We start from the raw sequence: 23,380 nt of genomic DNA, 5'->3' as shown, positions 1-23,380 counted from the left end.
TAAAACCTGCCGCCATGTAACGTCGCTGGCCGCTCATCGCAATTTTCACTTGTTTACTGAGACCTAAAATGAAAAATAAACCTTTTATTTGTAATGATTTCATGGAAAATTTGCCGCGCTGGCGGCCGTCTCCGCCCTCCCTACGACAACTGCTTCTACTCAGCGTTACGTTGGGCTGGGCATACTCTGCAGCTGCAGAAAGCAAAGCGGAGGAAGCTTCTGAAAATGAGGAGACCTTGCCTACCGTAACCGTCAGAGGCTTGGCCGATGCAACTACCGAAGGAAGCGGCAGCTATGCATCACCGGTATTGACTATAGGCGGTAAAGCCGCTGTACCTGTGATGGAAATCCCTAACTCAGTGAGTGTAATCACACGCCAGCGAATTGAAGATCAAAATCTAGTCCGGGTAGAAGATGCATTAGCTCAGGTCACTGGTGTCACCGTTACTCCTTGGGATGGTGCTACTTTCCAGATTCGTTCACGTGGTTATTTTCTGGAACCTAGTTACGACGGCGTACCGGCTTTTGGTGGATTGAATGCTTCGCAGCAATATGATCTGGCGATGTTTGATCGGGTGGAAGTATTGAGGGGTCCGGCCGGTTTATTTCAAGGTTCAGGACAACCGGGAGGTACGGTTAACTTTGTTCGTAAGCGTGCGCCTAGTAAAACACAGGGCTCTGTGGCGTTGACACATGGTTCTTGGTCGAATAATCGAGCTGAGGTCGACGCGGGAACACCATTGAATGACGACGGCAGCCTGCGGGGAAGATTTGTTGCCACCATCCAGGATCGTGAGTTCTATTATGATGATGCAACTAGCCGTAAAGACTTTGTATACGGCACATTGGACTACGATTTTAGCCCGTCTACAACTTTCTCATTTCATGTAGCTTCTCAGGATGACAAAACCAGTCCATTCTCAGGGCTTCCAACCTATACCGACGGCAGTCTTATCGATACATCTCGCTCCACTAATCCCATGCCATCTTGGGCGACCTATGAGACACGTAATACCACTATCGGATTCGAAGGGGCACATCATCTTGAAAATGGCTGGATGATTAAAGCTATCGTTGGACATGCTGAACGAAAGTGGCACTTAAATGATACCTTTCCGACCACAGGTGTTGATCCACAGACAGGAATGATTGGCAGCTACATGCGACGCGGTTGGGACGACGAGTCCACACGTAAATCGCTTGATATCTACGGTACAGGTCCGTTTTCATTACTTGGCAGGCAGCACGAAGCGACATTGGGTTCCAACTACGAGCGTTATAGCGGTGAAACGTTATACGGCGCTAACTCCAGCATTATTGGAGTTCCGTTCGACCGTTCAGATTTAGTACCCAAAAACAGCGTTAAACCCTACGTAAGGGGGTCCGGCTATGAAACACGGCAGAATGGTATATATGGTCAGCTCAGATTATCTGTAACGGATCCACTGACAGTAGTGCTGGGAGGCCGTTTAAGCAATTTCACTACACGTAGCCGTAATGTTGCGCCCTCACCTGTTATCACTCCTTGGGATGTCAGAACCCGCGAACGTGATACGTTCACGCCTTATGCCGGTGTGGTCTATCGCATCAACCAGCAACTGGCGGTGTATACCAGTTACTCCGATATCTTTATGCCGCAGTCGCAAATGGATATCAGCGGAAAAACCCTTGATCCACGTGAAGGTAAACAGATTGAAGTTGGTGTCAAAGCCGAAGCCAATGAAGGTAAGCTGCAGTTTGGCGCATCGGTGTTCCGTACCCGTGATGTCAACCGTGCGTTTAACGATCTCGCCAACCCGGGTTTCTTCCTTTCTGCTGGAGAAGTCGAAGTAAAAGGTGCCGAGTTTGAAGTCAGCGGCAGCCCAACCGCAAACCTGCAACTGATGGCAGGTTATGCCTATCTGACGAGCAGCTACGAGGTTGACCGGCTCAGGGAAGGTGAACGTTTCTCATTGTTTGAACCTCGACACTCGCTCAAGCTCTATGGCACCTATCGATTTGCTGGAACCCCATGGCGCACCAGCGGCGGCATGACGGCCAACTCAGCAATCATTGGATCTGGTGAAAAAGGATTAAGGGAAGGAAGCGGCTACGCTGTATTTAACGCACAACTGGGATACGACATCACCCAAAATACCAGTGTTACGCTTGCTGTGAACAACCTGACAGATCGCAAATATTACGAGCGTATTGGCGGGCTGAACAGCTACAACATTTACGGTGAACCGCGTAGTGTTTCACTTAGTCTGCGAGCCGGGTTTTAACCGATATAGCTTTGCGAACTCACCCCGCGAACATTCACTTGTTCGCGGGGATGATGTCACGTGAATTTCATTGGTTTATTCGTGAAGGGCTCAAACTTGAGCTCTTCCATTCATCAACCTTATGTCTTAGTTATACCCCAACAACGCAACCACTTCTTTCACGGCATTCATGGAATGTTCGAGTTTGGCTTTTTCATCAAAATCTAAATTAAGTTCAATAATTTTTTCCACCCCTTTGCATCCCAAAATAGCGGGCAGGCCAATAAATAAATCCGTGTAGCCGTATTCGCCCTGGGTATAAACCACACTTGGAATAAGCCGTTTTTGATCTTTCAATATCGATTCAATGGTTTGAGCGGTGGCCGCTGCTGCAGCGTAATAACTGCTATAGCCAAGCAAATTCACGATCTCTCCACCACCATGCGCGGTGCGATAAATGATTTCTTCCAGACGTTTCTCACTGATCAAATCCAAAATAGGAATACCGGAAATAGTGGTATGCGTGGGTAAAGGCACCATTGCATCGCCATGGCCACCAATGACCAGACCATTTACATCTTTAACACTGACACCCAGCTCCATCGCGATAAACGCTTTATAACGGGTGGTATCCAATGCCCCCGCCTGACCGATAATGCGTTCATCAGGGAAGCCAGTAATTTGTTTCACCACATGACACATAGCTTCAATCGGGTTGGTCACAACAATCACAATGCTGTTGGGGGCATAGCGTTTGATGTTCTCAGCCGCCTGTTCCATTACTACCTGATTGATTTTGATTAACTCGTCTCGACCCGGATATTTACCGGTTTCAGGGTCTTTACGCCGTGGCACACCAGCAGAAACCACTACAATATTGGCATCAGCAATGATTTCAGGGTGATTGCTGCCGGTAATCTTCGCATCAAAACCAGCCGCCGGGCCGGACTGCATCAGATCCAGTGCTTTACCTTCAGCGATCTGCTGATAAATATCGAATAAGGCGATATCGCCTAATTCTTTTTGAGCTAACCAGTGGGCCGTGGTGGCACCGACATTTCCAGCACCGTAGAGAGCAATTTTGTTTTGCACATTGTTTCCTTACTTTGTCGGGCTATTTATGAATTGAATACCAATTTCATATTAGAAATAATAACTTACCAGTTAAGTTATAAATATAAAATCGAGATGCTTGAAACCTTGCACCTCTGCAGGCTCCAAATTAATCAGAAAGCTTTTTTGTTTTGCTCTCGGCGTAGCCATTCTGAGGCCACATCGCCCATTGTTTTGGCGTTTCCGTCTTTTATCCAAGCCATAAATTCCCGATTAAACTTAAAGCCTGGCCCACAGATTTCCTCTAAAAATCGACGGACATTTTGAGTATTTCGATAGGTACTTGTTACTGGGGTTTCTTGGGTAATTCTATCGCCGTGCCAGTCAAAATTATTCTTCACAGACAGTTCCTCACTTATATAAAACATAACGCCGCATTCACCGGCTCATTCGGGCCTATGTTTTGTTAGAGTGCCGTTTTTGTGACAACTTGCCTTTGCCATCTCTACTAATCGCCCCATATGCCGCTAATCCGAGCAGACGACGAAACTTCGGACATTCCATATGGCTTGGTGCAGAACACACGGCAGCATGCCGAAGACCATCACGCATCGCTGTTAGCTTTTGGATGGTGCTCTCAAGTTCTTTGGCTTTATCCACCAGTAACTCTCTATCAATATTCGGGTTGCCTTTCGTCCCTAACATCCGGGCAATTTCATCCAGCGAAAACCCTGCAGCACGCCCCAATGCAATCAACGCCAATCGCTCTATGATATTGGCACTAAAAACCCGGCGTAACCCTTGCCGGCCTATAGAGCTTACCAACCCTTTCTCCTCATAAAAGCGCAGCGTCGAGGCTGGAACACCAGAGCGTTTGGCTACTTCAGCGATATCCATAATTACCCCTTGACCTCAAGTCGACTTGAAGTTGTAAGCTATCACCAGCTCGGAACCAAGACAAGCAGAGGAGTGAAGTATGAGCAATCTCTTATTTATAGTATGGATAGGTATTGGAGCGACTGCCGTGATGGATTTGTGGAGCATCGTGCGTAAGTCACTGCTCGGCATCCCCTCTCCCAACTATGGAATGGTAGGACGCTGGATAGCTCACATGGCACATGGACAATTTCGTCATGACGCTATTGCGGCATCTCCCCCCATACGCGGAGAACAACTTATAGGATGGATCATCCACTACCTGACAGGCATCGCATTCGCTGCTTTATTAATCGCTATCGGTGGAGAGCCATGGATTCAAAGCCCAACGATTGGACCCGCACTCGTCGTTGGCGTAGGCACTGTTGCTGCCCCCTTTCTGCTGATGCAGCCGGGTATGGGAGCCGGTATTGCTGCGTCCCGAACACAAAACCCAAATTCTGCCCGGCTGCAGAGTCTTATAACCCATATAGTTTTTGGGCTCGGCCTATATGCATCCGGCTGGGCAGTGAAGTTTATTTGCTCAATATGGCAATAACTTTTCCAACAGCCGCGATACTGTTGTTAGTAGAGGTTACTCGGGACGTTCTGCAAATTGCGGTAAATCATCATGAATCTCATCCCATGCGGCTTTACTAGCAACAAAGATATGACAAAGCTTTTCTATTGCTATGTCATCATCCAAAGTCCCCACTCGAAGCCTAAAAACTTCCGGCATTGATATACGCATACTGTAGATTGGCGAACCACAGGTTCCACAAAAGAAGCGCCTGGCGTCTTCTGACGAGGCGTAACTCTTTAAATGATGCTCTCCTGTCAATAACTTGAAATCAGACGACTTAAATGGAGCATTTAGTGCAAAAGCAGAACCATTCGACTTTCGGCATTTGCTGCAATGGCAAAACATCGCAGGGCTAAGTTCGCCATCAATTTCATAGCGGATACCACCGCACAGACAACTTCCCTTCAAACTCATGAACAGTTTCTCTTCTTAATAGCCAATGTGTTGTCCCAACCGCGTGATGGTGACAAACAGCAACATATTAGGATCTTGATAATTATTAGTCATACGGAATTGGAAGCCCGTGTTGCTTCAAAAATGACAACTTATCCCAATACCCTCTTTGAAATACAATTTTTCCATGTTGGACATGAAAGAATCCACAGCCACGCAAACCAAGAGGATCTTTCCATTTTAGGGCTTGTTTATTTTTCATAGCCGCCTCTGTTGTGACTGAAAATCAACCAATCAAGGCGCGAGGAGTGTAGTTTAGTCGTTCTAAATAAACGACGAGCAACACGGAGTGGTGCATTTTCAGTCACAACCCGCAGGGCTGGGACTATTTTTCCGCCCTACGGCGTTGGAAATGACTTATGTAGAACAACTACATCGCATCATTTCCGCCTTGTTGGACGAAAAAATAGTTTCCAGCAGTGGTGGCTCTGAAAGATAAACAGGCCCTAATATCGCCCACTCACCATCTTGAAAAATATTTTCTACGATGCAGACCATTTCGGCTACTGCAAACTCCTGCCTGAACATAGCATGTATTGCATCTTTGCCAGAGACCACGGGGTTGGCAACTTGGTGGTTGATTGCATCATCCGAGTAATAGCTTGAAATGAGATCGGCATCTGCCTTGCTAAAGGCTTCGACCCATGCTTCTACAACTTTTTTTGGTTCCATAACTCGTTCCTTGTGAGACCTGGCACAGTGTTCACCAGCTCGTCCGCTGCAACCGATTTTAGCCAGATTTACACTCGTACATAGCGTAAATGTGTGGCGGCTGGACTATCAAGAACCTTATCAATGCGAAACTGCGATCCAGACTCAGGCAGGTTTTCGAACAGACGCCGCCCACCGCCGAACAATAAAGGCGTCAAGGCAATTTCCAACTCGTCAACGACTCCCATAGCCAAGTATTGCTGAATTACGTCCGCACCACCCGAGATACGAATATCGCGATTGCCTGCAGACTCTCTAGCCTGCTCAAGGGCACTCTCCGGTCCGTCGTTGACGAAGTAGAATGTCGTCCCGCCTGGTCGGATCCAAGGTTCACGCGTCTCATGGGTAAGAACATATACAGGAGTATGAAACGGAGCCTCTTCGGGCCATGAAACCTCGCCTTGCTCAAACATGCGCTTACCCATGATATTGGCACCGCTACGCTCCATGGTGTAACGAAACATATCATTGACCGGACCGGTCTCACCGCGAGGTCCGAACTTGAGATTCTCGCGAAAGTACTGCAGTTCAAGAACCCAGCTCATCATCGCCCCCCACTTTGCGCCCCAGTCCTTGAACTCGGGTCTCCCCCAATTCTCCAAAGTCATACCTTCCGGGGCCATGTAACCATCAAGACTAAGTCCGATGTTTACGAATACTTTGCTCATTATCTTTCCCCGCATTTTTAAACTGTGTGTTTCTAGTCGAAAATCGCGGAGGATAATCGACAAGTTTTATCGAAGTTTCCACTATGTATCTGAGGGGCTTAAACGCGGAAGCAAGCAGCTTCAGTTTGAATTAATGGTTGTAAAATTAGTAAATCAAGTTGGCTGACCCCTTGATTACCCCTTGATTACCCCTTGATTACCTCCAAGATGCGCTCGTTATTCAAAGAATGTTGCCTTAATCGGCTCTTCAATCTTTTCGATTAGCCTCTGTGCTAACTCATCAAGTACATCAAGATCGAACTCATGCGGATCATAGATTGTTTTCAGGCTTTCGAAATATTCAAACTCTTTCTTTGGATAAAGCGCGTTTGCCTTTTCGACCGATTCTCGTTCTTTGAGTGTGATTTGAAAATACTCAGACAAGCCGTTTTTTTCTGCGGCGATTAATGCCTCAACCAAATCATGATTCAATTTTTTTCGATCTTTCTTCTTGTATCCCGCAGTGAAAAGATAAGCCTTCAACGCCAATTCGATGGAATGGCAAATCAAATAATACCGAACCGGTGAAAACCGATTATTAGGTGCTTTAAACGCCCGAGCTGCAGCAAGGAAATCCTCAGCGTAACGCCTTAACCAATGCCCCTCAACATGAGCAACGATGTTTGCAGGCTGCAACACTATTTCTTTGTTATTTGAACTCATAGGAGCAACCTTTCATCAACTAACGCCGCCAGCACAGGAAGCCGAAACATAGGGTAGGCCATCCAACCCGCGCTTTTCGAGGTGATTGTGCTTGATCTTATTAGCTATGCTAAGACTCATTTCAACGTTTTTCTCTGATTAAAAATTTGGAGGCAGAGTAATAATTCATTATTTAAGGATTTAGTGAGTTTTTACTCTTACCCCAATATCAATTTCTGGGTGGCAGCTAGTTTTACACTGGCTCCAAATATCGCAAATAACCTTAAATTCTCTCGATCATAGACTCTATGATGTCTTCTTCTAACTGGCCGTCAATGAAGTTCCATCGCGTGAAGATACTCCAAAGAGTTCTAGAAAAATGCTTGTAATCATCTGAATTGGCCTCCGCGGCTTTGATGGTATGAATGACCTGGCTCAAGTTGATGAGAAAATCTTCAACGGCCAAATCATCTATATCTACGGAGGAGCGGGCGAAATCAATCTCTCGGCTAAGAAAGTCCAGCTCTCTCACGATTTCATCAAAAATGTAGTCTTGGTCATCAATACTAGTTATAACAAGGCCCCACCGTGATTGGTCATTGTCACCCCTAATGGAAAAGTATCTTCTGAACTCCTGATGATCGAGCAAGTTATTGCGGTCTTGGTAATCTTGGGATTTAGAAGATATTAAGAACAAATCAACGCATCGTCTTTTAAAGGAGCGGTATTGCTTTCGAAGTCCCCTGCGGATTCTGTGCCTTCTTCTAGTTTCTGGAGCAATAACGGTTGCCGCAAAAAAGATTGAGCTTACAAATAGGGCCAAGCAGGTTGCATAAAGCATAGACGAGGCAGGCTGATCATCCTTAAATGCCAACATTCCGAGAAAGGAGCCTACTACCGTCACGAATAACCCAATGCTGGTGCTATTTATCTGCATATTCATCTGTCCATGTTAAGTCATCAAAGCACTGCTATTAACCTAATCATTTTTCAAATCCCGGTAAAAATTTTCATGCGAATTAAGTGCAATTAATTCCAAAACTATAGCTTTATCTTGGTAACTGTTTCCCAATAAGTTTGGGGTCAGGAATAAGTTTGGGGTCAGAGTAATAATTCATTAGAATTTTTAAGCAGGTTGGGCTCTATAGAGACTTCCCAGTTCGGCGCGGATAAGTATTCAGCGTTGAATACAAATAGTTGCGTGCTCGCAATTGGGCTCAATGATTTTTCTAATTCATTGCAAATAACGGCATCGTAGCCCATTTTTTTAGCAGGGCTAATTACTGTTTCAATCCATTCTCGGGTGAAGTTATGGGTATAAATCACTGCTTCTGATACGGCTTTATTATTTATGGAGTGCCTTATGATGTCTTGCTGTGCAAACAATTTTGGATGGTCATTTCTGCTGCTAAAAATAAATCGTAAAATGCTTCCTTCTACACAAGCATTATGCCAATTAGTATAGGAGGCCAGCCCATAATATTTAGAACCTAGGCGGGTTGATCTTATTTTGTTGTAAAGCAGCAATGAATCCGGTGATTTTATTCGGAGGTCTAGAGTTTTAGCAGCGGGTGACAACATTGCTGTGCATATTTTTCCATGCGGCCCTTTATGTAGTTCGGCGTATCCAAGGTTGCTGCTAAGTGAGATAAATGAATGCGGGATCAATGCTTTTGAATGTGGTTCAAGTGGAGGGTTTCCCCATGTATTGAAATGATGCATGGTTCCATGAAACCATGGGCCTGTTATTTTTAATAAGGATGTAGAGGTCATAAGCTGAATTCTAACGTTTGTAGCAGGGTCAGGAGCGTCCCTTGCCTACACTTGTTAGCAATATGCAGGGCTCATGCGGGATCTGGTGTTAGAGACGTACAAAGAACCCATCCTCGAACTCCTTCGGAAGTCTCTATGTAGCAAGACCAGTAATCTTTACCGTACCTATCCCGCAACACCGATACCTGAATGCCTGACTCCAGAACGACGATTGGAGTTGGGGAAGGCTTATTAAGCGCATGCTGATATGCAGCTTCTGACTCCATCTCGAAAACCCCAATACGCACGTTAGTAGTGGCTTGCCATTCCCCACTAACCTGAAGTAGATAGACAACGGCTACCAAGCCCATCGCTAAGATGCCTACGACAATGACTATGGTTTTGCGCATATATGCAGCCAGCCCTAACGCCTCGGCACAGCGGCAGCCGTAACGGAGCGGTTTTGTGTTACTGTTTGAGCGTCAGCGAGTAACACAAAACCGCGTTGTGTATGCTGTCCGACTGATGCCGTTTGTTACATGCTGACCCATTTCCCTGCCTCCGCGGACTTTACGAGTTGTCTTACCGGTAGCGGAGCGATAGTTTGAGGTTTATAGCCTTTGATTCGCCGGTACAAATAGTAAGGCCAAAGAACCAGAAAGCCAACCGAAAACCCCTCTGGACCAAAGTAGGTTTCAGAGATTGGACTAAGGTCCACGCCAAATCGTGCCGAGAATTTCTCTAGCAGCTCAAACCCATCATCGCCGTCAACACCTAGATCATCGTTGATCAATGTGTCAGATGAGATATTCTCCGACTTTACGCCCGTAAATTCGGATAAAAATGCAATAACTTCAGATTCCATAAGGCATGTAACAGTATGTTAATGAGGTCTGCGACCTCATAATAATTATTAATGTGAATGAATCATAATTATTTTTCAATTTCATCTGCCTTTGTTAACTGATTGAAATCAAATATCTTATTTTTAGCCAACTATAATCGAAATAATTAATCGTGAATCATTCACGATTAATTTAGGACTCATCGAGTTTAAAGATTCAAAGTACTGCTATTAAACTAGTTATTTTTCAAATCCCGGTAAAAATTCTCATGCGAATTAAGTGCAATTAATTCTAAAACTATCGCTTTCTCCTGGTAGCTGTATCCCAATAACATTAATTGCTTTGCCATCTTAAATTTATATACCCGAAGAAAAGCCAAATCACCTTTTTTCTGTTCGCCTAATTTCGGATCTTTCATTAATTCCTTAACTGCTTTATCTAAATCCTTTTTTTGATTTGCATGCAGTTTTTTGACTGCTTTTTTAAAAGACGGTGTTTGTAAGACTTGTATGATCTTAGCCAAAATCATAAGCCTCAAGCTTTCCGGCCTCTTTTTCGGCTTTGGCAATGATGGCTTGTTTTACAAATTCATACGGCAATTCTGGGTTGTCCTCCATCATTTCACCGATTTTTGCCCAATGCTCAATCTGTTTCGGCGTTGAGCGATTAAAGGCTTTGGCCATGATGCTTGCTTTCTCAACGAACTCTTGATCTAGTCTGACACTTGATGTTGCCATGAGATATCTCCTCTTGATTCAGTTTGATGCAATTGTAGCAAGTTGCCACAAAAAGTCACAGTTCACAAAACAGGTGATCTGAGATTGTTTTTAACTTGTCCGGTTATTACATTTAAGTTTCTTTAAAATCCAAAATCGCAGGGAGCGAATCATGGCAATCAAGGACTGGCCGGCAGATGAACGGCCGCGTGAAAAACTGCTTCAATCAGGGGCTGCAGCTTTATCAGATGCCGAGTTACTGGCTATCTTTCTTCGAACGGGTGTGACTGGGATTTCGGCTGTGGATTTAGCTCGAAAACTGCTTGCTGACTTTGGTGGTTTACGGGCTTTGCTGGAGGCTGACCATCATACGTTTTGTCAGCAACATGGTTTGGGTACGGCGAAGTTTGTGCAGTTGCAGGCGGTTTTGGAGATGAGTCGACGTCATTTGGAATCGACGTTAACGCGAGGTAATGCGTTTACCGATGCTGCAACCACCCGGCTGTATTTGCAACGACAGTTACGCCATTTTCCGCATGAGGTATTTGCCTGTCTGTTTCTCGATACCCGGCATCGGTTGATAAGCTTTGAGCCGTTATTTCGGGGCACGATTGATGGGGCCAGTGTATATCCGCGTGAGGTAGTGAAGCAGGCGTTGAAACATAATGCGGCTGCAGTGATATTTGCTCATAACCATCCTTCCGGTGTGGCGGAGCCGAGTCAGTCGGATATCCAGATCACTAAGCGCTTACGCAGTGCATTGGAATTAGTCGATATTCGGGTGCTGGATCATATTATTGTCGGTGATGCTGAAACTACTTCATTAGCTGAATTAGGGCATTGTTAAGTAAAAATTAGGGTTTTTGCCGCACTATTAGTGCATATCACCTATTTTTGCTGGCGAGCAGAACGGTATTCTTTGGGGTTGTAAAACTTACTCTCCCATCTATCTATATTAAGTGTGAACCGATGATGACGATAACTAAAACACTCAAACCGATCAGCATTGCTCTGGCCGTAATTTATGCCAATGGGGCTTCTGCCCAATCTCCCAACCTGCTGGATGATGCCAGTCTTAGCTTAGGGAGTATGGTGGTGTCATCGGACCATAACGGACCACTCACTTCTCGTAATCTGTCGACTTCCGTTGATGTCTTAAGCAAAGATCGTATTGAAAATCAAAATGTGAACCACACTTGGCAACTGTTTGAACAAATGCCCGGTGTGATGCTGACGCAATTTGGCATGGGTAATGAGTCGGGAAAAATCTCTTTTCGTGGATTCAATGGTGAAGGCGAAATCAATGCGGTCAAATTGCTGATTGATGGAGTGCCGAGTAACCAGAATTCAGGCAACATGCCTTATCTGGAATTGCTCACACCACTCGAAATTGAAAGTATTGAAGTCGTTCGCGGTACTAATGACCCACGTTATGGATTGCACAACATTGCTGGGAACGCCGACATACGGACCCAGCAAGGTGGCAACTATAATAAAGGGCGAGTCAGCTACGGCAGCTTTGACACACGTCATGTTCAGTTTGTAAGTGGTATCGAAAACAATGGTTTTTCCCAAAATTATGCCATCAGTTATCTAAATTCAAATCGTTACCGTGATCATAGTGATATCGAAAAAAGCACCTTTTCGGGTAAATGGTTTTATACCCCAGAAAGTGGTCGTGCCCAGATTGGCTTTATCGCCCGGCATGGCAGAGCTGATGCTGAAGAAGCGGGCTATTTAACCCGTGCAGAATCTCGGGATGATCCGAAACAGTCCCGTCCGCACAATGCTCCGGACGGTGGGGATCGCTCGATGAATCAATTCAGTGCACATCTGGATGTTGATTTACGCGATGATTTGTTTTGGAATACCAAGGCTTATCTCAATCAGCTTGATGAATATCGCTATGTGACCTTTGCCGCAGGTGGTAATCATAATGAACGCATCACTCAGGAAGATCATAAAGGCGCGCTAAGCACTCTTACTTGGCGACCTGATGTTGACTGGGCACATGAATTTGCCTTGATGGGTGGACTTAGCGCCGAGTTTCAGGACAACGAAAGCCGCCGTTATATTGTGGATGATTTTAGAAATCGCACATCCCAGACTCGCAATCAAAAGTTTGACTTTGATATCTATGGCGGCTTTGTCCAAGCCATTTATAAACCGACAGAAAAGTTAAAACTGGTACCGGCTTTCAGAGTAGATACGGTTCGCGGCAGCCTTAATGATGCTGGAGTACGTCGGGAAATAAACGATTATGGCAATATCAGTCAGCCAAAATTCAGTGCGGTGTATTCGCTGACGGACCGTTATGCGGTTTACGGTAATTGGGGGAAAACGTTTCAAGTCGCCTCGGGTGCCGCCAGCTACCGGAAAAACATCTTCTCCGATGATTTGGATGCGTCTATTAATGAAGGCTGGGAAATAGGGCTGAAGTTTACCCCCACCGACTGGTTAAACGGTCGCGTTGCTGTTTGGCAGCAGGTTGCCTCAGGGGAGTTCAAAACGAAACTGGGTGACTCCAATAATGACAGTGAGAATATTGGTAAAACCGAACGTCGCGGCGTTGATGTTCAGTTTAATGCACAGGCTACGGAAAAATTAGGTTTATGGTTTGCCGCTGCGTTTCAGGATTCAGAAATACTTAAGGCGGGCTCAGATAAACCAGGTTCCAAAGGCAATGAAATTGATCATGTGCCAAGTTACTTAATAGATGCGGGTATCGATTATCAAGCGAATTCAAAACTGAAACTTTCCAGCTGGGTTAGTGCACAAGATGATTACTACCTGACAGTAGACAATGACACACGAAAATTTGGGCAATACGTTTTGGTTAATGCGTCGGCGAGTTATGCCGTTAGCTCCAAAGTAAAACTGGCATTGGAACTAAAAAATGTATTTGATCGTTATTATGAATACGTTTGGCTAAATACTGAAAGCATGCACTCACCCGGTGATGGACGTGCTGTGTATGGCTCGATTCAGGTAGACTTCTAAAACTTTTTACACACGCGCTGCCAAATTCTGGCGGCGCGTTATCCAAAATCGGACAGCTTTACATGAAAAACGCCCGCCGAATCTGGCTGAGCATTCATTTATATCTCGGTTTGAGTATCGGTGCCTTACTGTTATTGCTGGGGTTGACCGGCAGTATTCTGGTGTTTTATCTGGAAATCGATCAGATCATTAATCCGCAGATTGAGCCGACAACTGTTCCGTACGAACTTCCTGCCCAGCAAGCTATTCTTGATGCCCTGCAACAGGCTCATCCAACCCGTGATGGTCCTTGGCGTATTGAACAACCGATGCATGATAACTGGCCAATTATGGCGCGTTATTACACGCCGGTTGAATCAACCGGGAAACACTTTGCACCATTAATGTTGACCGTTGATCCCACAACGCTGGAAGTCACCAGCTCACGGTTGTGGGGTGATTATGCAATGACCTGGATTTACGATCTGCATTACAGTCTGCTGCTGGAAAAACCCGGCAAAATCGCCATTGGCATCATCGGGCTGATTTCATTGATCTCGTTTATTTCCGGGATTTGGTTATGGTGGCCCGGCTGGGCTGGGTTGAAACACGCTTTAAAACCTCAGCTTCGCTCGGGTAAAGCACGACTGAATTATGATTTGCATGTGCTCACCGGCAGTTATGGTTTGGTGTTTTTGCTGATTTTAAGTCTGACCGGTGCGGCATTGGCCTTGCCTGATGAAACGGCCATGCTGGTGAAACCCTTTTCGGAGTTAACCAGTGCACCAAAGATTGCATTAACTGCCACCGAAAATGCTTCAGCGATTACTGCCGATCAAGCTGTGGCAATTGCAAAAAAACAATTTCCCCAAGCCGAATTACGTTGGGTTGAAACTCCGGGATTAGCTAAGCAGAAAGCTTGGCGAATTGCGTTATATCAGGATGGCGAACCAAGTCGGCGTTTTCCCCGTACTCAGGTGTGGGTTGATCCATTAACTGGGGACATTCTGGCTTTTCGTGATACCAAACAAGATACGGGTGGCGATGTATTAATGCACTGGTTGCATCCGCTGCATAACGGCGAAGTGTTTGGCATGACCGGGCGGATTCTGGTGTTTATCGCCGGCTTTTTACCATTGCTTTTATTTGTGACCGGTTTGATCCGTTGGTTACAAAAACGTCGGGCAAGGCGACGGGTGAGCAGCCGCCACCCGGCTTAACAATTTTTTAATCCGCGTCGAAAGGCTTTTCTGAATACACCTTGTTGCCGGTGATCATGCCTGAAGTAAGCCCGCTGCCCTCTATCTTCTCGGCTCTGACAACCGCCGCAATATGCACCACCACCGAGATTATCAACAGATAAAAAATGTAAGTGTGCCAACTGCGATAAGGGGTTCGGAACTCACGCATTTCCTGATAGGCCTCTGGGTTGATACCGGTTTCCCGATCGCCGGGCACAATTAATGCCATTGAAGCTTCATCCTGTGCCACCCAGGCTTTTATATGCGAGCCAAATGGCGGCATATATAAATCCGTGCTGCCTAATACCAGGCCGGTGACACTTTGTGCAGTCATCAGGAATAACATCACCATGACGCTCCAGCGCCCTAGCGGATTATGCCCAAGAAAGTTGAGTTTACGTTTGGTTTTACGCGCTTCACGATAAGCAGCGTATTGCGCTTTATACACTTTGCCGAACGGTAAAACTGCCTTCCACCTGGCAAAACGATTGCCACAAAAACCCCAGATAATACGAACGACAATATTCAAGAAAAACACATAACCAATCCAGATATGGATGGCTTTTAACAACACTTTCGACTCGGCTGAAATGCCTAAATCACGGCTGAACATCATTACCAGCCCCAGGGCAACCATCGGGATGAAGGTCAACACCGCGACCCAATGGAAGATCCTGACCGGTCTATCCCATACTCGATAAGATTTTAAGTTTTGTTGTGTCATGCTGTATTCCTTGAAATCAATCAGTGGCGTTTAGACTAACCCAAGATTCTTACTAAAAACTTAAGGTCTGTTAAACGCACCATGCAGCGTCATATTTATTCAGTAACCCGGCAGTAATCACCTTTCCACTGATGCAGAAACGGCGTAATTTTTTCATGTAATTCCAAATGCTGTAGCCACCAGTTTCTCAGACAAATCAGTAATATTGTCGGATCTTTCTCGGACATACCCTTTAAATAGCATTCATCAAAGTCTTTTAAGGTTTTAGCCGACTCTGCTTTGTATTGCTTCATTAATGGGCATTCGAGAGCTTCTAAAATTCCCTGCTCCGTCATGAAATGAAAATTCAAATAATTTTTCAATATCTGTGCCGTTGGCTTTAACTGATGCAGTGTAAAACCTTGTTGTATGAAGTAATGCAGGGAATTGATAATCGCGACAGCACCTCGATGCTGTTCATCAATGATAGGTTCGTTTTGCAGAAACTTGTCCTGCCAGACGATATATAAAGGTTTTTGGGCTTTTTCAATCATACGGCTATCGGGGCTTTGATATGCGCCTGTGCCACGTAATCAACGATTTCAAAATCATCAAATCGATAATCAAAAATGGAATCGGGCTTACGATGAATTTTCAGTTTAGGTAATGGGCCTGGCGTGCGTTGCAACTGAGTTTCAACCTGCTCGAAATGATTGCTATAAATATGTGCATCACCAATGCTGAGCACGATTTCACCAACATCCAGATCACATTGCTGGGCCAGCATATGTGTCAAAAATGCCAGTGAGGCCGTGTTGTATGGATTACCCAGAAACAGATCATTTGAGCGGATATACAAAGACGCGCTGAGCTTACCGTTGGCAACATAAAACTGATACAACACATGACACGGTGGCAGAGCCATTTTGCCAGCGGCTGCATTTTCCCAGGGTTTTTGTTTTTCGTCTGGTAGCAAAGCGACATTCCAGCCGTTGATAATATGGCGGCGGCTATCGGGATTGTTTTTCAGCCCTTCGACTAAGGCTGAAATCTGATCATATTTTTTCCCATCCGCACCTTGCCAGTTACGCCATTGAGCACCGTAAACCGGGCCGAGTTCGCCATCAGGTGTTGCCCATTCATCCCAAATCGATACACCATTTTCTTTCAGGTAACAGATATTGGTTTCGCCACTGAGAAACCATAGAAGTTCGTGCAGAATGCTGCGAATATGCAGTTTTTTGGTAGTCAGTAACGGAAAGCCTTCAGCCAAGTCATAACGAACTTGTCGACCAAATACCGAGCGGGCACCGGTACCGGTGCGGTCGCCTTTATCTACACCGTTTTCCATCACATCACGAAGTAAATCGAGATACTGTTTCATGCTTGTTTTCTCATTTGTTGCAGTGCCGCTACTGTAAACCAAAAGTGCTTTGGACGCACGGGCCAAGGGTCTGGTCTTTCATAGCCCCTTTAGATTATTTAGCTTCGTCAGAGAGGCCGTATTTCTGCATGCGATATAGCAATGTATCGCGGGTAATACCTAATAATCTGGCGGCTTTAGAGCGATTTCCGGCTGCCATTTCCAACGCCTGTTCGATCAAATCCAGCTCCAGTTGCGCCAGATCAATACCTTCTGGTGGGATGCTAAATTGCTGCGGAGCGGAAAGTGATTTCTGCTGCATTTCAGAGGGTAAATCTTTTAACTGCACCATAATGCCCGGCTGTAATAAGCTGAGTCGCTGACAGAAATTGGATAATTCACGGACATTGCCGGGCCAGCTGTATCGTTGCAATTGTTGCACGGCTTCCTTGGCAAAACGTAATGGCGCATTATTGCCAGCAAATTGTTTGGCGAAATAATTCAACAACAACGGAATATCTTCACTGCGTTGTTTTAACACCGGTAATTCAATCGGCACCACTTGCAGGCGATAATATAAGTCAGCACGAAACCGCCCGGCTTTGACTTCGGCAGGTAAATCAACACTGGAAGCCGCCAGAATTCGTGCATCAATAAGATGTAATTTATGGCTACCCGCTAGCTGACATTCTCCAGCTTCGAGAAAGCGCAGTACTTTGGCCTGCACACTTAATGGCAAAGCATCCACTTCATCAAGAAATACCGAACTGCCCTGCGCGGCCAGTAGTCGTCCCGGTTCAATCACTTCACCGTCAGCATTGGCACGACCAAATAAATCCACTTCGGTATCTTGCGCCGGTAATGCAGCACAGTTAATCGTCACCATCGGTTTATCGGCACGGCGACTTAATTGATGCAGACGTTGGGCAACCAGTTCTTTACCGGTACCAGTTTCTCCACAAATCAATACGCTGGCATCACTCAAAGCAATCATTGGTAACACACGTTGCAAATGTGTGATTTGGGGTGAATGACCAATCATTTCCATCGTCATGTTGGCGCGCTCAACTTAATGTTGGTGGGAATGATCATGGCCAGATTCCATCTCAGTTGAAGGAGTTGCCTCCCCTTGTTCATGATCATGATGCCCGCCATGTGGCCATAACAATAGCAACAAAGCCATCACGATGATCAATAATCCAGCAAGTTTGCGAAACAGTTGATTACGCGCTAATGAAGCCAACATTCCGGCAAACATTCCAGCCCCCATTACTGCCGGTAAAGTGCCTAAGCCAAATGCCAGCATCACTGAAGCAGCATATAAAGGATCACCCGTCGTTGCTGCTACGGCAAGCCCGGCATATACCAAACCACACGGTAACCAGCCCCATACTGCACCTAATAAAAAGGCTTGTTTTAAGGTACGAACAGGAAGCAGTTTTTGACCAATGGGTTGTAGCTTACGCCAGATCGGCGCACCAATTTTTTCGGCATGAGCAAACTTGGGAAACCATCCGGCCAGATACAAGCCCATGCCGATCATCACTAAAACTGAAAGATAACGTAATACTGAAAGGCCATTGATCTGAGCTAATGGAGAAGCAAGAAAGCCTACGATACTACCGGCAATGGCATAGCTGAGAATTCGGCCAACATTATAGTTAAAGACAAACGGAAACATTTTACGAGGTTGTTGGCGGATCTCGACGGGCAGGGTCAACGTCAACGCACCAATGACCGATCCACACATAGCAATGCAATGCGCCGAGCTGAATAAACCTAGCAAGAAAGCCGTGACCAACGATGTCGTGAGTGCATCCATTTATTAAGCCTGAATTTCAACTAGCGCACAGATTATCACTTTAACCCTTTAATTATTGTGTGATTTGCCCTACTAGCGCTGCAAAAAACACATTTTCCTTTATTAGTAATTACTAAAATAGTCTTGAAGGTAGAGAGTATGATGTTAAAAACAGATTGAATAGTACAGAACCATGTCAATTAACACAGCAGTTTACACATTTCATGGTTTTGACCGTTGTGATAACAGGTCTTGAATACCGGTCTCCTGACTTTAAAAGCAGATTACTCTCAATGGCCTGATTATTGATATTTGTGAGGAACAATATGAAAAAAAACATACTAAAACCAAGTGTTTTGGCCATTATGGCAAGTTTGCTGGCTTTTAGCGCATTCAGTCATGCAGATGATAAACCTTACACCGTAACCGATGGACATGCTTTGGATAGTGAAACCTTTAATGGTTATAAACTTTATCGCAATTGGTGTGCACGCTGCCATGGCACCGTTGCTCAAGGCATGGTAGGGCCAAATCTGGCTGAAAGCTTAAATGTTATTTCCAAAGATGAGTTTATTACCACGGTAGCCAAAGGCAAGATGGGGCAAATCGGCATGATGCCGGGTTGGGAGAGCAATGCCCAAGTAATGGAGGGCATGGATCAAATTTATGCTTATCTGAAAGCTCGTGCTGATGGTGCAATTGGCGAGGTTAAACCAACTAAAGCTAAATAGTACGACTCACAGGATCTGGCAAGTTGCCAGATCCTGTGTTTGTTTTATTGCAGCTTAAACGTTGCCTGACGCCGAATTTCATCATCGGTAACAAAACGAAAATTCAATGTGTTGGCTGATTCTAATTGCTGCACGGTGACAGTTTTATCACTCAACTCAAAATCAACCGTTTCAGCACGCCGATCGGCGGTAATTGATCGAAACACATCACGCTGCCTGACCTGGTCGAATCCTTTCGGTAATGGTTGGGATTCAGATTTTGCAAACACCCCGTTAGCTGAAGTGGAAAACTCATAAAATACAGTTTGCTCAGCCTTGGCGGGTGAGCCACAACTCAAATTCCCATGCTCCAAAGAAATTGGGGCTTGATCATCCAGTTGCAAAAGAATTAATTCATTATTGGCAAAGCTGGCGGTGTGTTTATCGCTGATAATCAGCGTTGCCCAATATTTGCCATCTTTGGTCTGGCTGATGCTGAAGCGCTCACCAGTTTCACTGAAGTAAAGCGCTTCTTCTGCCCAAACTGGCAGAGAAAACATTAAGCCTGATACTAATACTGAAACTGCTCGCAACATGATCATGCCCTCGCGCATGCAGTATTGACTGTTGCTACGAGGCGAAATTCCGTTTTAGTCACGAATTTTCAGGCGGAGATCAATTTCTTTCAGCTCTTGTCTTTCCTGCACTAGATCAGCTTCTGTTAAAGGATGTTCTTCCAGCCAGCCCGTTGGTAAGGTCAAGATCAATGAATTGCGATGCATACTGAGGCCAACATGGGTGTCAGTTTTTTCGCTACGGCCCCGGTTAAACACCAGGGATAATCGCAATAAAATGGTTAAACGCATAGTCGACTGCTGCATATCATCCGACAATTGTTTGATATGTTTACGCGGAAAACTGCGGCGTTGCCCTCTTACCATCGCCGCCAGTGCCTGTTGCTCTTCGCGTGAAAAACCCGGTAAATCAGAGTGGGCAACTAAGTAAGAAGAATGTTTGTGATATTGGTAATGCGAAATGGCCAGTCCAACTTCATGCAATTTGGCCGCCCATTGCAGACGATGCAGATGCTCTTCACTACTGATTTCCCATTCAGCCGCAACCTGATGATACAACTCGGTAGCCATTTTACTGACTCGATCAGCATGGGCTTCATCAACGTGATAGCGGCGGGCCAAGGAATTGACCGTGCGGTCACGTTCATCATCATGTTGAATACGACCTTGCAGGTCGTAAAGCAAACCTTCACGCAATGCGCCATCTGAGACAATCATCCGATCAATTTTTAATCGATCAAATGATGCCTTTAACACGGCGACTCCCCCGGCCAGCACATTGGCACGTTCCGGACTTAAGCCTTCCAGTTGAAATTTAGCGTAATGACCGGCTTCGACCATATGGGCAATAATGTTATCTAAAGCTTCGGTGGTGATAACGCCGTTTTCACTCCAGCTCTGCGCAGTTGCAATACTGGCGACGGTGCGAATGGTGCCGGAAGCGCCGACAGCCTCAACCCAGCCAAGATTTTGATAAGGTCGTTGAATGGATCGTAGTTTGATAGCAGCAGTTAATAATGCCGCCTGCATCCGTAATTGACTGACGGTGCCATCGGTAAAGAACCGCTGAGTGAAACTGACACACCCCATTTCCAGGCTTTCACGGCGCAACCCATCGAGACCTTCACCGATAATAAACTCTGTGCTGCCACCACCAATATCCATTACCAATCGGCGGCTGTTATCAAAGGCTAATGAACGTGAAACACCCATGTAAATCAGCCGTGCTTCTTCTTCACCGGTGACTATTTCAATGGGATGACCTAGAGCCTGACGGGCTTTACGCAGAAATTCCCGACTGTTTTCAGCCACACGTAAGGTATTGGTGCCAACAATGCGTACTTTACCGGCAGGCAAATGACGAATGCGTTCACCGAAGCGTTCCAGACAGGCAATTGCACGTGTTTGTGCCTCTTCAGACAACATATTATGTTTATCCAGTCCGGCCCGAAGCTGCACCATCTCGCGCAGCCGATCCATTACCTGGAAATGCCCGTCACGCAATCGGGCGATGATCATATGAAAGCTGTTAGAACCGAGGTCAACAGCGGCGAGAACATCAAAATCTTCTGGTGTTTCCATAAACTCAGCTTTTACCAACTTGCTGGCATTTTGCCTGACTACGTCGAGGGACGCCACGAACTTTCAGAATTTGGCCCAAAAAAAAGCCCGCATTCATAATGAATACGGGCAACGTCGTGCCGAGAGAAAATTATTCGTCGCCTTTAACCACTTTTTCCATTTTTTCAGCAGATAAATGCCTGACGTCTTTACCTTCAACCAGATAGATAATGTGCTGAGAAATATTGCGTGAATGGTCGCCGATACGTTCCAGTGAGCGTGCTGACCACATCATGTCAATCGCCCGGCTAATTGTGCGGGGATCTTCCATCATGTAGGTCATCAGCTGACGGATGATGCCTTCATATTCAGCATCCACCTGACGATCTTCATGCGCTACCTGCAAAGCCGAATCCACATCAAAACGGGCAAACGCATCCAACGTGCTATGCAACATACCGGACACATGCTGACCTAAAGCATGCAGCTCACGGTAATTCTTTTTTGGACGATCTTTTTCAGCAAGGTTGAGTGCCATTCTGCCAATTCGTACTGCTTCATCGCCGATACGTTCCAGATCGGTAATGGTTTTCAGAATACCGGTTACCAAACGTAAATCGCTGGCAGTAGGCTGACGCAGCGCTATGATTTGAATACAGTCTTCATCGATGCTGACATCCATTTTATTGACGTCTTCATCATCGGTTATAACCTGGCGAGCCAGCTCGGCATCACCGGTAACCAACGCTTCCATCGCTTTGGAGACTTGTTGTTCTACCAAGCCACCCATGGCAAGTACACGGCTGCGGATATCTTGAAGCTCTTTTTCGAACTGTTGCGAAATATGTTGTGATTTATTTGTAGCCATAAAGGATCTCCTGAACCTGCAGCCTAGCCGTAACGGCCGGTAATATAATCTTCAGTCTGTTTAACACTTGGATTGGTAAACAACTGGTCGGTGGCACCAAACTCAATCATCTCGCCCATGTACATAAAGGCGGTGTAATCAGAAACGCGCGCCGCTTGTTGCATGTTATGGGTAACGATAACAATGGTGTATTGATCTTTCAGTTCGTTAATCAGCTCTTCGATCTTCAGAGTTGAAATCGGATCTAAAGCTGAGGCCGGTTCATCAAGCAAAATTACTTCCGGTTCAATCGCGATGGCTCTGGCAATTACCAGACGCTGTTGCTGACCACCTGACATACCCATTGCAGACTCATTCAAACGGTCTTTGACTTCATCCCACAACGCTGCACCTTTCAGTGATTTCTCAACCACTTTATCCAGCGTCTGGCGATCATTGATGCCTTGCAAACGCAGGCCGTAAGCAACGTTTTCATAAATGGTTTTCGGGAACGGATTTGGCTTCTGGAATACCATGCCGACCTGACGACGCAATTCAGCGACATTGATTTTCGGATCGTTTATTTCAAAACCATCCATCAGCATTTCACCGGTGATAGTGACGTTATCCACCAAATCATTCATTCGGTTGAAACAACGTAACAAGGTTGATTTACCGCAACCGGAAGGGCCAATAAATGCCGTGACCTTTTTTTCCGGAATAGTCAGCGTAATATTTTTCAACGCCTGATCTTTTCCGTAATAAAGATTTAAATCGTTTACCTGGATCTTTGGTGTTTCATTTGCCATCAGCAAAACTTCTCGTTCTTCTCCACCGCGAGATTGGTTTAATGAAACGCGAATCGGGGTGGCGTTAGTTGCTTGTGAATTCATAGTCATATACTCGTTTAATTACAGGATGCATTGAGCATTAATCGGACGCACTGCGATAACGTTCGCGTAAGCGGTTACGGATACTGAT

Annotated in this window: 28 protein-coding genes and 1 pseudogene; 6 read left to right on the top strand and 23 right to left on the bottom strand. The window is 45.6% G+C overall.

Annotation, left to right across the window (positions count from 1 at the left end):
• Positions 1-101: 101 nt before the first annotated feature.
• A complete protein-coding gene (locus Q7V21_RS11690) occupies positions 102-2,264 on the top strand; it encodes a TonB-dependent siderophore receptor (protein ID WP_304917469.1) in 2,163 nt (720 codons plus the stop codon).
• A 126-nt stretch (positions 2,265-2,390) separates the two neighbouring features.
• Here Q7V21_RS11690 and mdh read toward each other — a convergent pair whose 3' ends face one another.
• The 3 genes from mdh to Q7V21_RS11675 all read right to left on the bottom strand — a co-directional run bounded on the left by mdh (position 2,391) and on the right by Q7V21_RS11675 (position 4,193).
• Complete coding sequence (gene mdh / locus Q7V21_RS11685; protein ID WP_304917468.1) at positions 2,391-3,335, bottom strand: malate dehydrogenase; 945 nt, start codon at positions 3,333-3,335, stop codon at positions 2,391-2,393.
• A gap of 134 nt (positions 3,336-3,469) precedes the next feature.
• On the bottom strand, positions 3,470-3,697 hold the full coding sequence (locus Q7V21_RS11680) for a DUF6434 domain-containing protein (protein WP_304917467.1): 228 nt from the start codon (positions 3,695-3,697) through the stop codon (positions 3,470-3,472).
• A 55-nt stretch (positions 3,698-3,752) separates the two neighbouring features.
• On the bottom strand, positions 3,753-4,193 hold the full coding sequence (locus tag Q7V21_RS11675) for a helix-turn-helix domain-containing protein (protein ID WP_304917466.1): 441 nt from the start codon (positions 4,191-4,193) through the stop codon (positions 3,753-3,755).
• A gap of 79 nt (positions 4,194-4,272) precedes the next feature.
• Here Q7V21_RS11675 and Q7V21_RS11670 point away from each other — a divergent pair, with 79 nt between their 5' ends.
• The gene (locus tag Q7V21_RS11670; protein WP_304917465.1) at positions 4,273-4,770 is read left to right on the top strand and encodes a DUF2938 domain-containing protein; all 498 of its coding nucleotides are present in this window, start codon (positions 4,273-4,275) and stop codon (positions 4,768-4,770) included.
• Between the two features lie 36 nt (positions 4,771-4,806).
• Here Q7V21_RS11670 and Q7V21_RS11665 read toward each other — a convergent pair whose 3' ends face one another.
• From Q7V21_RS11665 to Q7V21_RS11615, 11 genes and pseudogenes are all read right to left on the bottom strand, one after another.
• Positions 4,807-5,208, bottom strand: a complete 402-nt coding sequence (locus Q7V21_RS11665; RefSeq protein ID WP_304917464.1) for a GFA family protein — start codon at positions 5,206-5,208, stop codon at positions 4,807-4,809.
• An 85-nt stretch (positions 5,209-5,293) separates the two neighbouring features.
• Positions 5,294-5,431: pseudogene (locus tag Q7V21_RS11660) on the bottom strand (steroid delta-isomerase); the annotation flags it as partial.
• A gap of 173 nt (positions 5,432-5,604) precedes the next feature.
• Positions 5,605-5,919, bottom strand: coding sequence for a nuclear transport factor 2 family protein (locus Q7V21_RS11655; RefSeq protein WP_304917462.1), 315 nt, complete (start codon positions 5,917-5,919; stop codon positions 5,605-5,607).
• 68 nt (positions 5,920-5,987) lie between these two features.
• On the bottom strand, positions 5,988-6,626 hold the full coding sequence (locus Q7V21_RS11650) for a dihydrofolate reductase family protein (protein ID WP_304917461.1): 639 nt from the start codon (positions 6,624-6,626) through the stop codon (positions 5,988-5,990).
• 216 nt (positions 6,627-6,842) lie between these two features.
• Positions 6,843-7,328, bottom strand: coding sequence for a hypothetical protein (locus Q7V21_RS11645; protein WP_304917460.1), 486 nt, complete (start codon positions 7,326-7,328; stop codon positions 6,843-6,845).
• Positions 7,329-7,590: 262 nt separating this feature from the next.
• Positions 7,591-8,244, bottom strand: coding sequence for a hypothetical protein (locus Q7V21_RS11640; protein WP_304917459.1), 654 nt, complete (start codon positions 8,242-8,244; stop codon positions 7,591-7,593).
• Positions 8,245-8,286: 42 nt separating this feature from the next.
• The gene (locus Q7V21_RS11635; protein WP_304917458.1) at positions 8,287-8,379 is read right to left on the bottom strand and encodes a hypothetical protein; all 93 of its coding nucleotides are present in this window, start codon (positions 8,377-8,379) and stop codon (positions 8,287-8,289) included.
• A gap of 29 nt (positions 8,380-8,408) precedes the next feature.
• Complete coding sequence (locus tag Q7V21_RS11630) at positions 8,409-9,080, bottom strand: hypothetical protein (RefSeq protein ID WP_304917457.1); 672 nt, start codon at positions 9,078-9,080, stop codon at positions 8,409-8,411.
• A 514-nt stretch (positions 9,081-9,594) separates the two neighbouring features.
• A complete protein-coding gene (locus tag Q7V21_RS11625) occupies positions 9,595-9,924 on the bottom strand; it encodes a DUF1493 family protein (RefSeq protein WP_304917456.1) in 330 nt (109 codons plus the stop codon).
• A gap of 215 nt (positions 9,925-10,139) precedes the next feature.
• The gene (locus tag Q7V21_RS11620) at positions 10,140-10,427 is read right to left on the bottom strand and encodes a type II toxin-antitoxin system RelE/ParE family toxin (protein WP_304917455.1); all 288 of its coding nucleotides are present in this window, start codon (positions 10,425-10,427) and stop codon (positions 10,140-10,142) included.
• Positions 10,420-10,641, bottom strand: coding sequence for a hypothetical protein (locus Q7V21_RS11615; protein WP_304917454.1), 222 nt, complete (start codon positions 10,639-10,641; stop codon positions 10,420-10,422). Before Q7V21_RS11615 ends, Q7V21_RS11620 begins: the two co-directional genes overlap by 8 nt.
• Positions 10,642-10,792: 151 nt before the next feature.
• Between Q7V21_RS11615 and radC the strand changes: the two genes are divergently transcribed.
• The 3 genes from radC to Q7V21_RS11600 all read left to right on the top strand — a co-directional run bounded on the left by radC (position 10,793) and on the right by Q7V21_RS11600 (position 14,819).
• Positions 10,793-11,467, top strand: coding sequence for a DNA repair protein RadC (radC, locus tag Q7V21_RS11610; RefSeq protein WP_304917453.1), 675 nt, complete (start codon positions 10,793-10,795; stop codon positions 11,465-11,467).
• A 122-nt stretch (positions 11,468-11,589) separates the two neighbouring features.
• Positions 11,590-13,620 carry a TonB-dependent receptor gene (locus Q7V21_RS11605; protein WP_304917452.1) on the top strand — a complete coding sequence of 677 codons (2,031 nt, stop codon included), beginning with the start codon at positions 11,590-11,592 and terminating at the stop codon, positions 13,618-13,620.
• 62 nt (positions 13,621-13,682) lie between these two features.
• Entirely contained in the window at positions 13,683-14,819 is a 1,137-nt protein-coding gene (locus Q7V21_RS11600; protein ID WP_304917451.1) for a PepSY domain-containing protein, read from the top strand.
• Positions 14,820-14,826: 7 nt separating this feature from the next.
• Here the strand turns inward: Q7V21_RS11600 and Q7V21_RS11595 are convergent, their stop codons facing one another.
• The 5 genes from Q7V21_RS11595 to Q7V21_RS11575 all read right to left on the bottom strand — a co-directional run bounded on the left by Q7V21_RS11595 (position 14,827) and on the right by Q7V21_RS11575 (position 18,728).
• The gene (locus tag Q7V21_RS11595; protein ID WP_304917450.1) at positions 14,827-15,564 is read right to left on the bottom strand and encodes a cytochrome b/b6 domain-containing protein; all 738 of its coding nucleotides are present in this window, start codon (positions 15,562-15,564) and stop codon (positions 14,827-14,829) included.
• Positions 15,565-15,659: 95 nt separating this feature from the next.
• The gene (locus tag Q7V21_RS11590) at positions 15,660-16,097 is read right to left on the bottom strand and encodes a hemerythrin domain-containing protein (RefSeq protein WP_304917449.1); all 438 of its coding nucleotides are present in this window, start codon (positions 16,095-16,097) and stop codon (positions 15,660-15,662) included.
• Positions 16,094-16,927, bottom strand: coding sequence for a thymidylate synthase (locus tag Q7V21_RS11585; protein WP_304917448.1), 834 nt, complete (start codon positions 16,925-16,927; stop codon positions 16,094-16,096). The genes Q7V21_RS11590 and Q7V21_RS11585 overlap by 4 nt, the downstream gene beginning before the upstream one ends.
• A gap of 94 nt (positions 16,928-17,021) precedes the next feature.
• The gene (locus tag Q7V21_RS11580; RefSeq protein ID WP_304917447.1) at positions 17,022-17,960 is read right to left on the bottom strand and encodes a sigma 54-interacting transcriptional regulator; all 939 of its coding nucleotides are present in this window, start codon (positions 17,958-17,960) and stop codon (positions 17,022-17,024) included.
• A gap of 15 nt (positions 17,961-17,975) precedes the next feature.
• A complete protein-coding gene (locus tag Q7V21_RS11575; protein ID WP_304917446.1) occupies positions 17,976-18,728 on the bottom strand; it encodes a sulfite exporter TauE/SafE family protein in 753 nt (250 codons plus the stop codon).
• A 305-nt stretch (positions 18,729-19,033) separates the two neighbouring features.
• On the opposite strand from Q7V21_RS11575, the gene Q7V21_RS11570 reads away from it, so the two are divergent.
• Positions 19,034-19,438 carry a cytochrome c gene (locus tag Q7V21_RS11570; protein ID WP_304917445.1) on the top strand — a complete coding sequence of 135 codons (405 nt, stop codon included), beginning with the start codon at positions 19,034-19,036 and terminating at the stop codon, positions 19,436-19,438.
• A gap of 44 nt (positions 19,439-19,482) precedes the next feature.
• Here the strand turns inward: Q7V21_RS11570 and Q7V21_RS11565 are convergent, their stop codons facing one another.
• From Q7V21_RS11565 to pstB, 4 genes are all read right to left on the bottom strand, one after another.
• Positions 19,483-20,013, bottom strand: a complete 531-nt coding sequence (locus tag Q7V21_RS11565; RefSeq protein WP_304917444.1) for a hypothetical protein — start codon at positions 20,011-20,013, stop codon at positions 19,483-19,485.
• Between the two features lie 54 nt (positions 20,014-20,067).
• On the bottom strand, positions 20,068-21,630 hold the full coding sequence (gene ppx, locus Q7V21_RS11560; RefSeq protein ID WP_304917443.1) for an exopolyphosphatase: 1,563 nt from the start codon (positions 21,628-21,630) through the stop codon (positions 20,068-20,070).
• Positions 21,631-21,703: 73 nt separating this feature from the next.
• Positions 21,704-22,420: a phosphate signaling complex protein PhoU gene (gene phoU / locus Q7V21_RS11555; RefSeq protein WP_304917442.1), complete on the bottom strand. Its 717-nt coding sequence runs from the start codon at positions 22,418-22,420 to the stop codon at positions 21,704-21,706.
• A 23-nt stretch (positions 22,421-22,443) separates the two neighbouring features.
• Positions 22,444-23,208: a phosphate ABC transporter ATP-binding protein PstB gene (gene pstB / locus Q7V21_RS11550; RefSeq protein ID WP_304917493.1), complete on the bottom strand. Its 765-nt coding sequence runs from the start codon at positions 23,206-23,208 to the stop codon at positions 22,444-22,446.
• Positions 23,209-23,380: the final 172 nt, after the last annotated feature.

The sequence above is a fragment of the Methylophaga sp. genome (genome assembly GCF_030651745.1).
The sequence above is the reverse complement of the archived record's forward strand: the minus strand, read 5'-3'. Positions and strand labels throughout refer to the sequence as shown.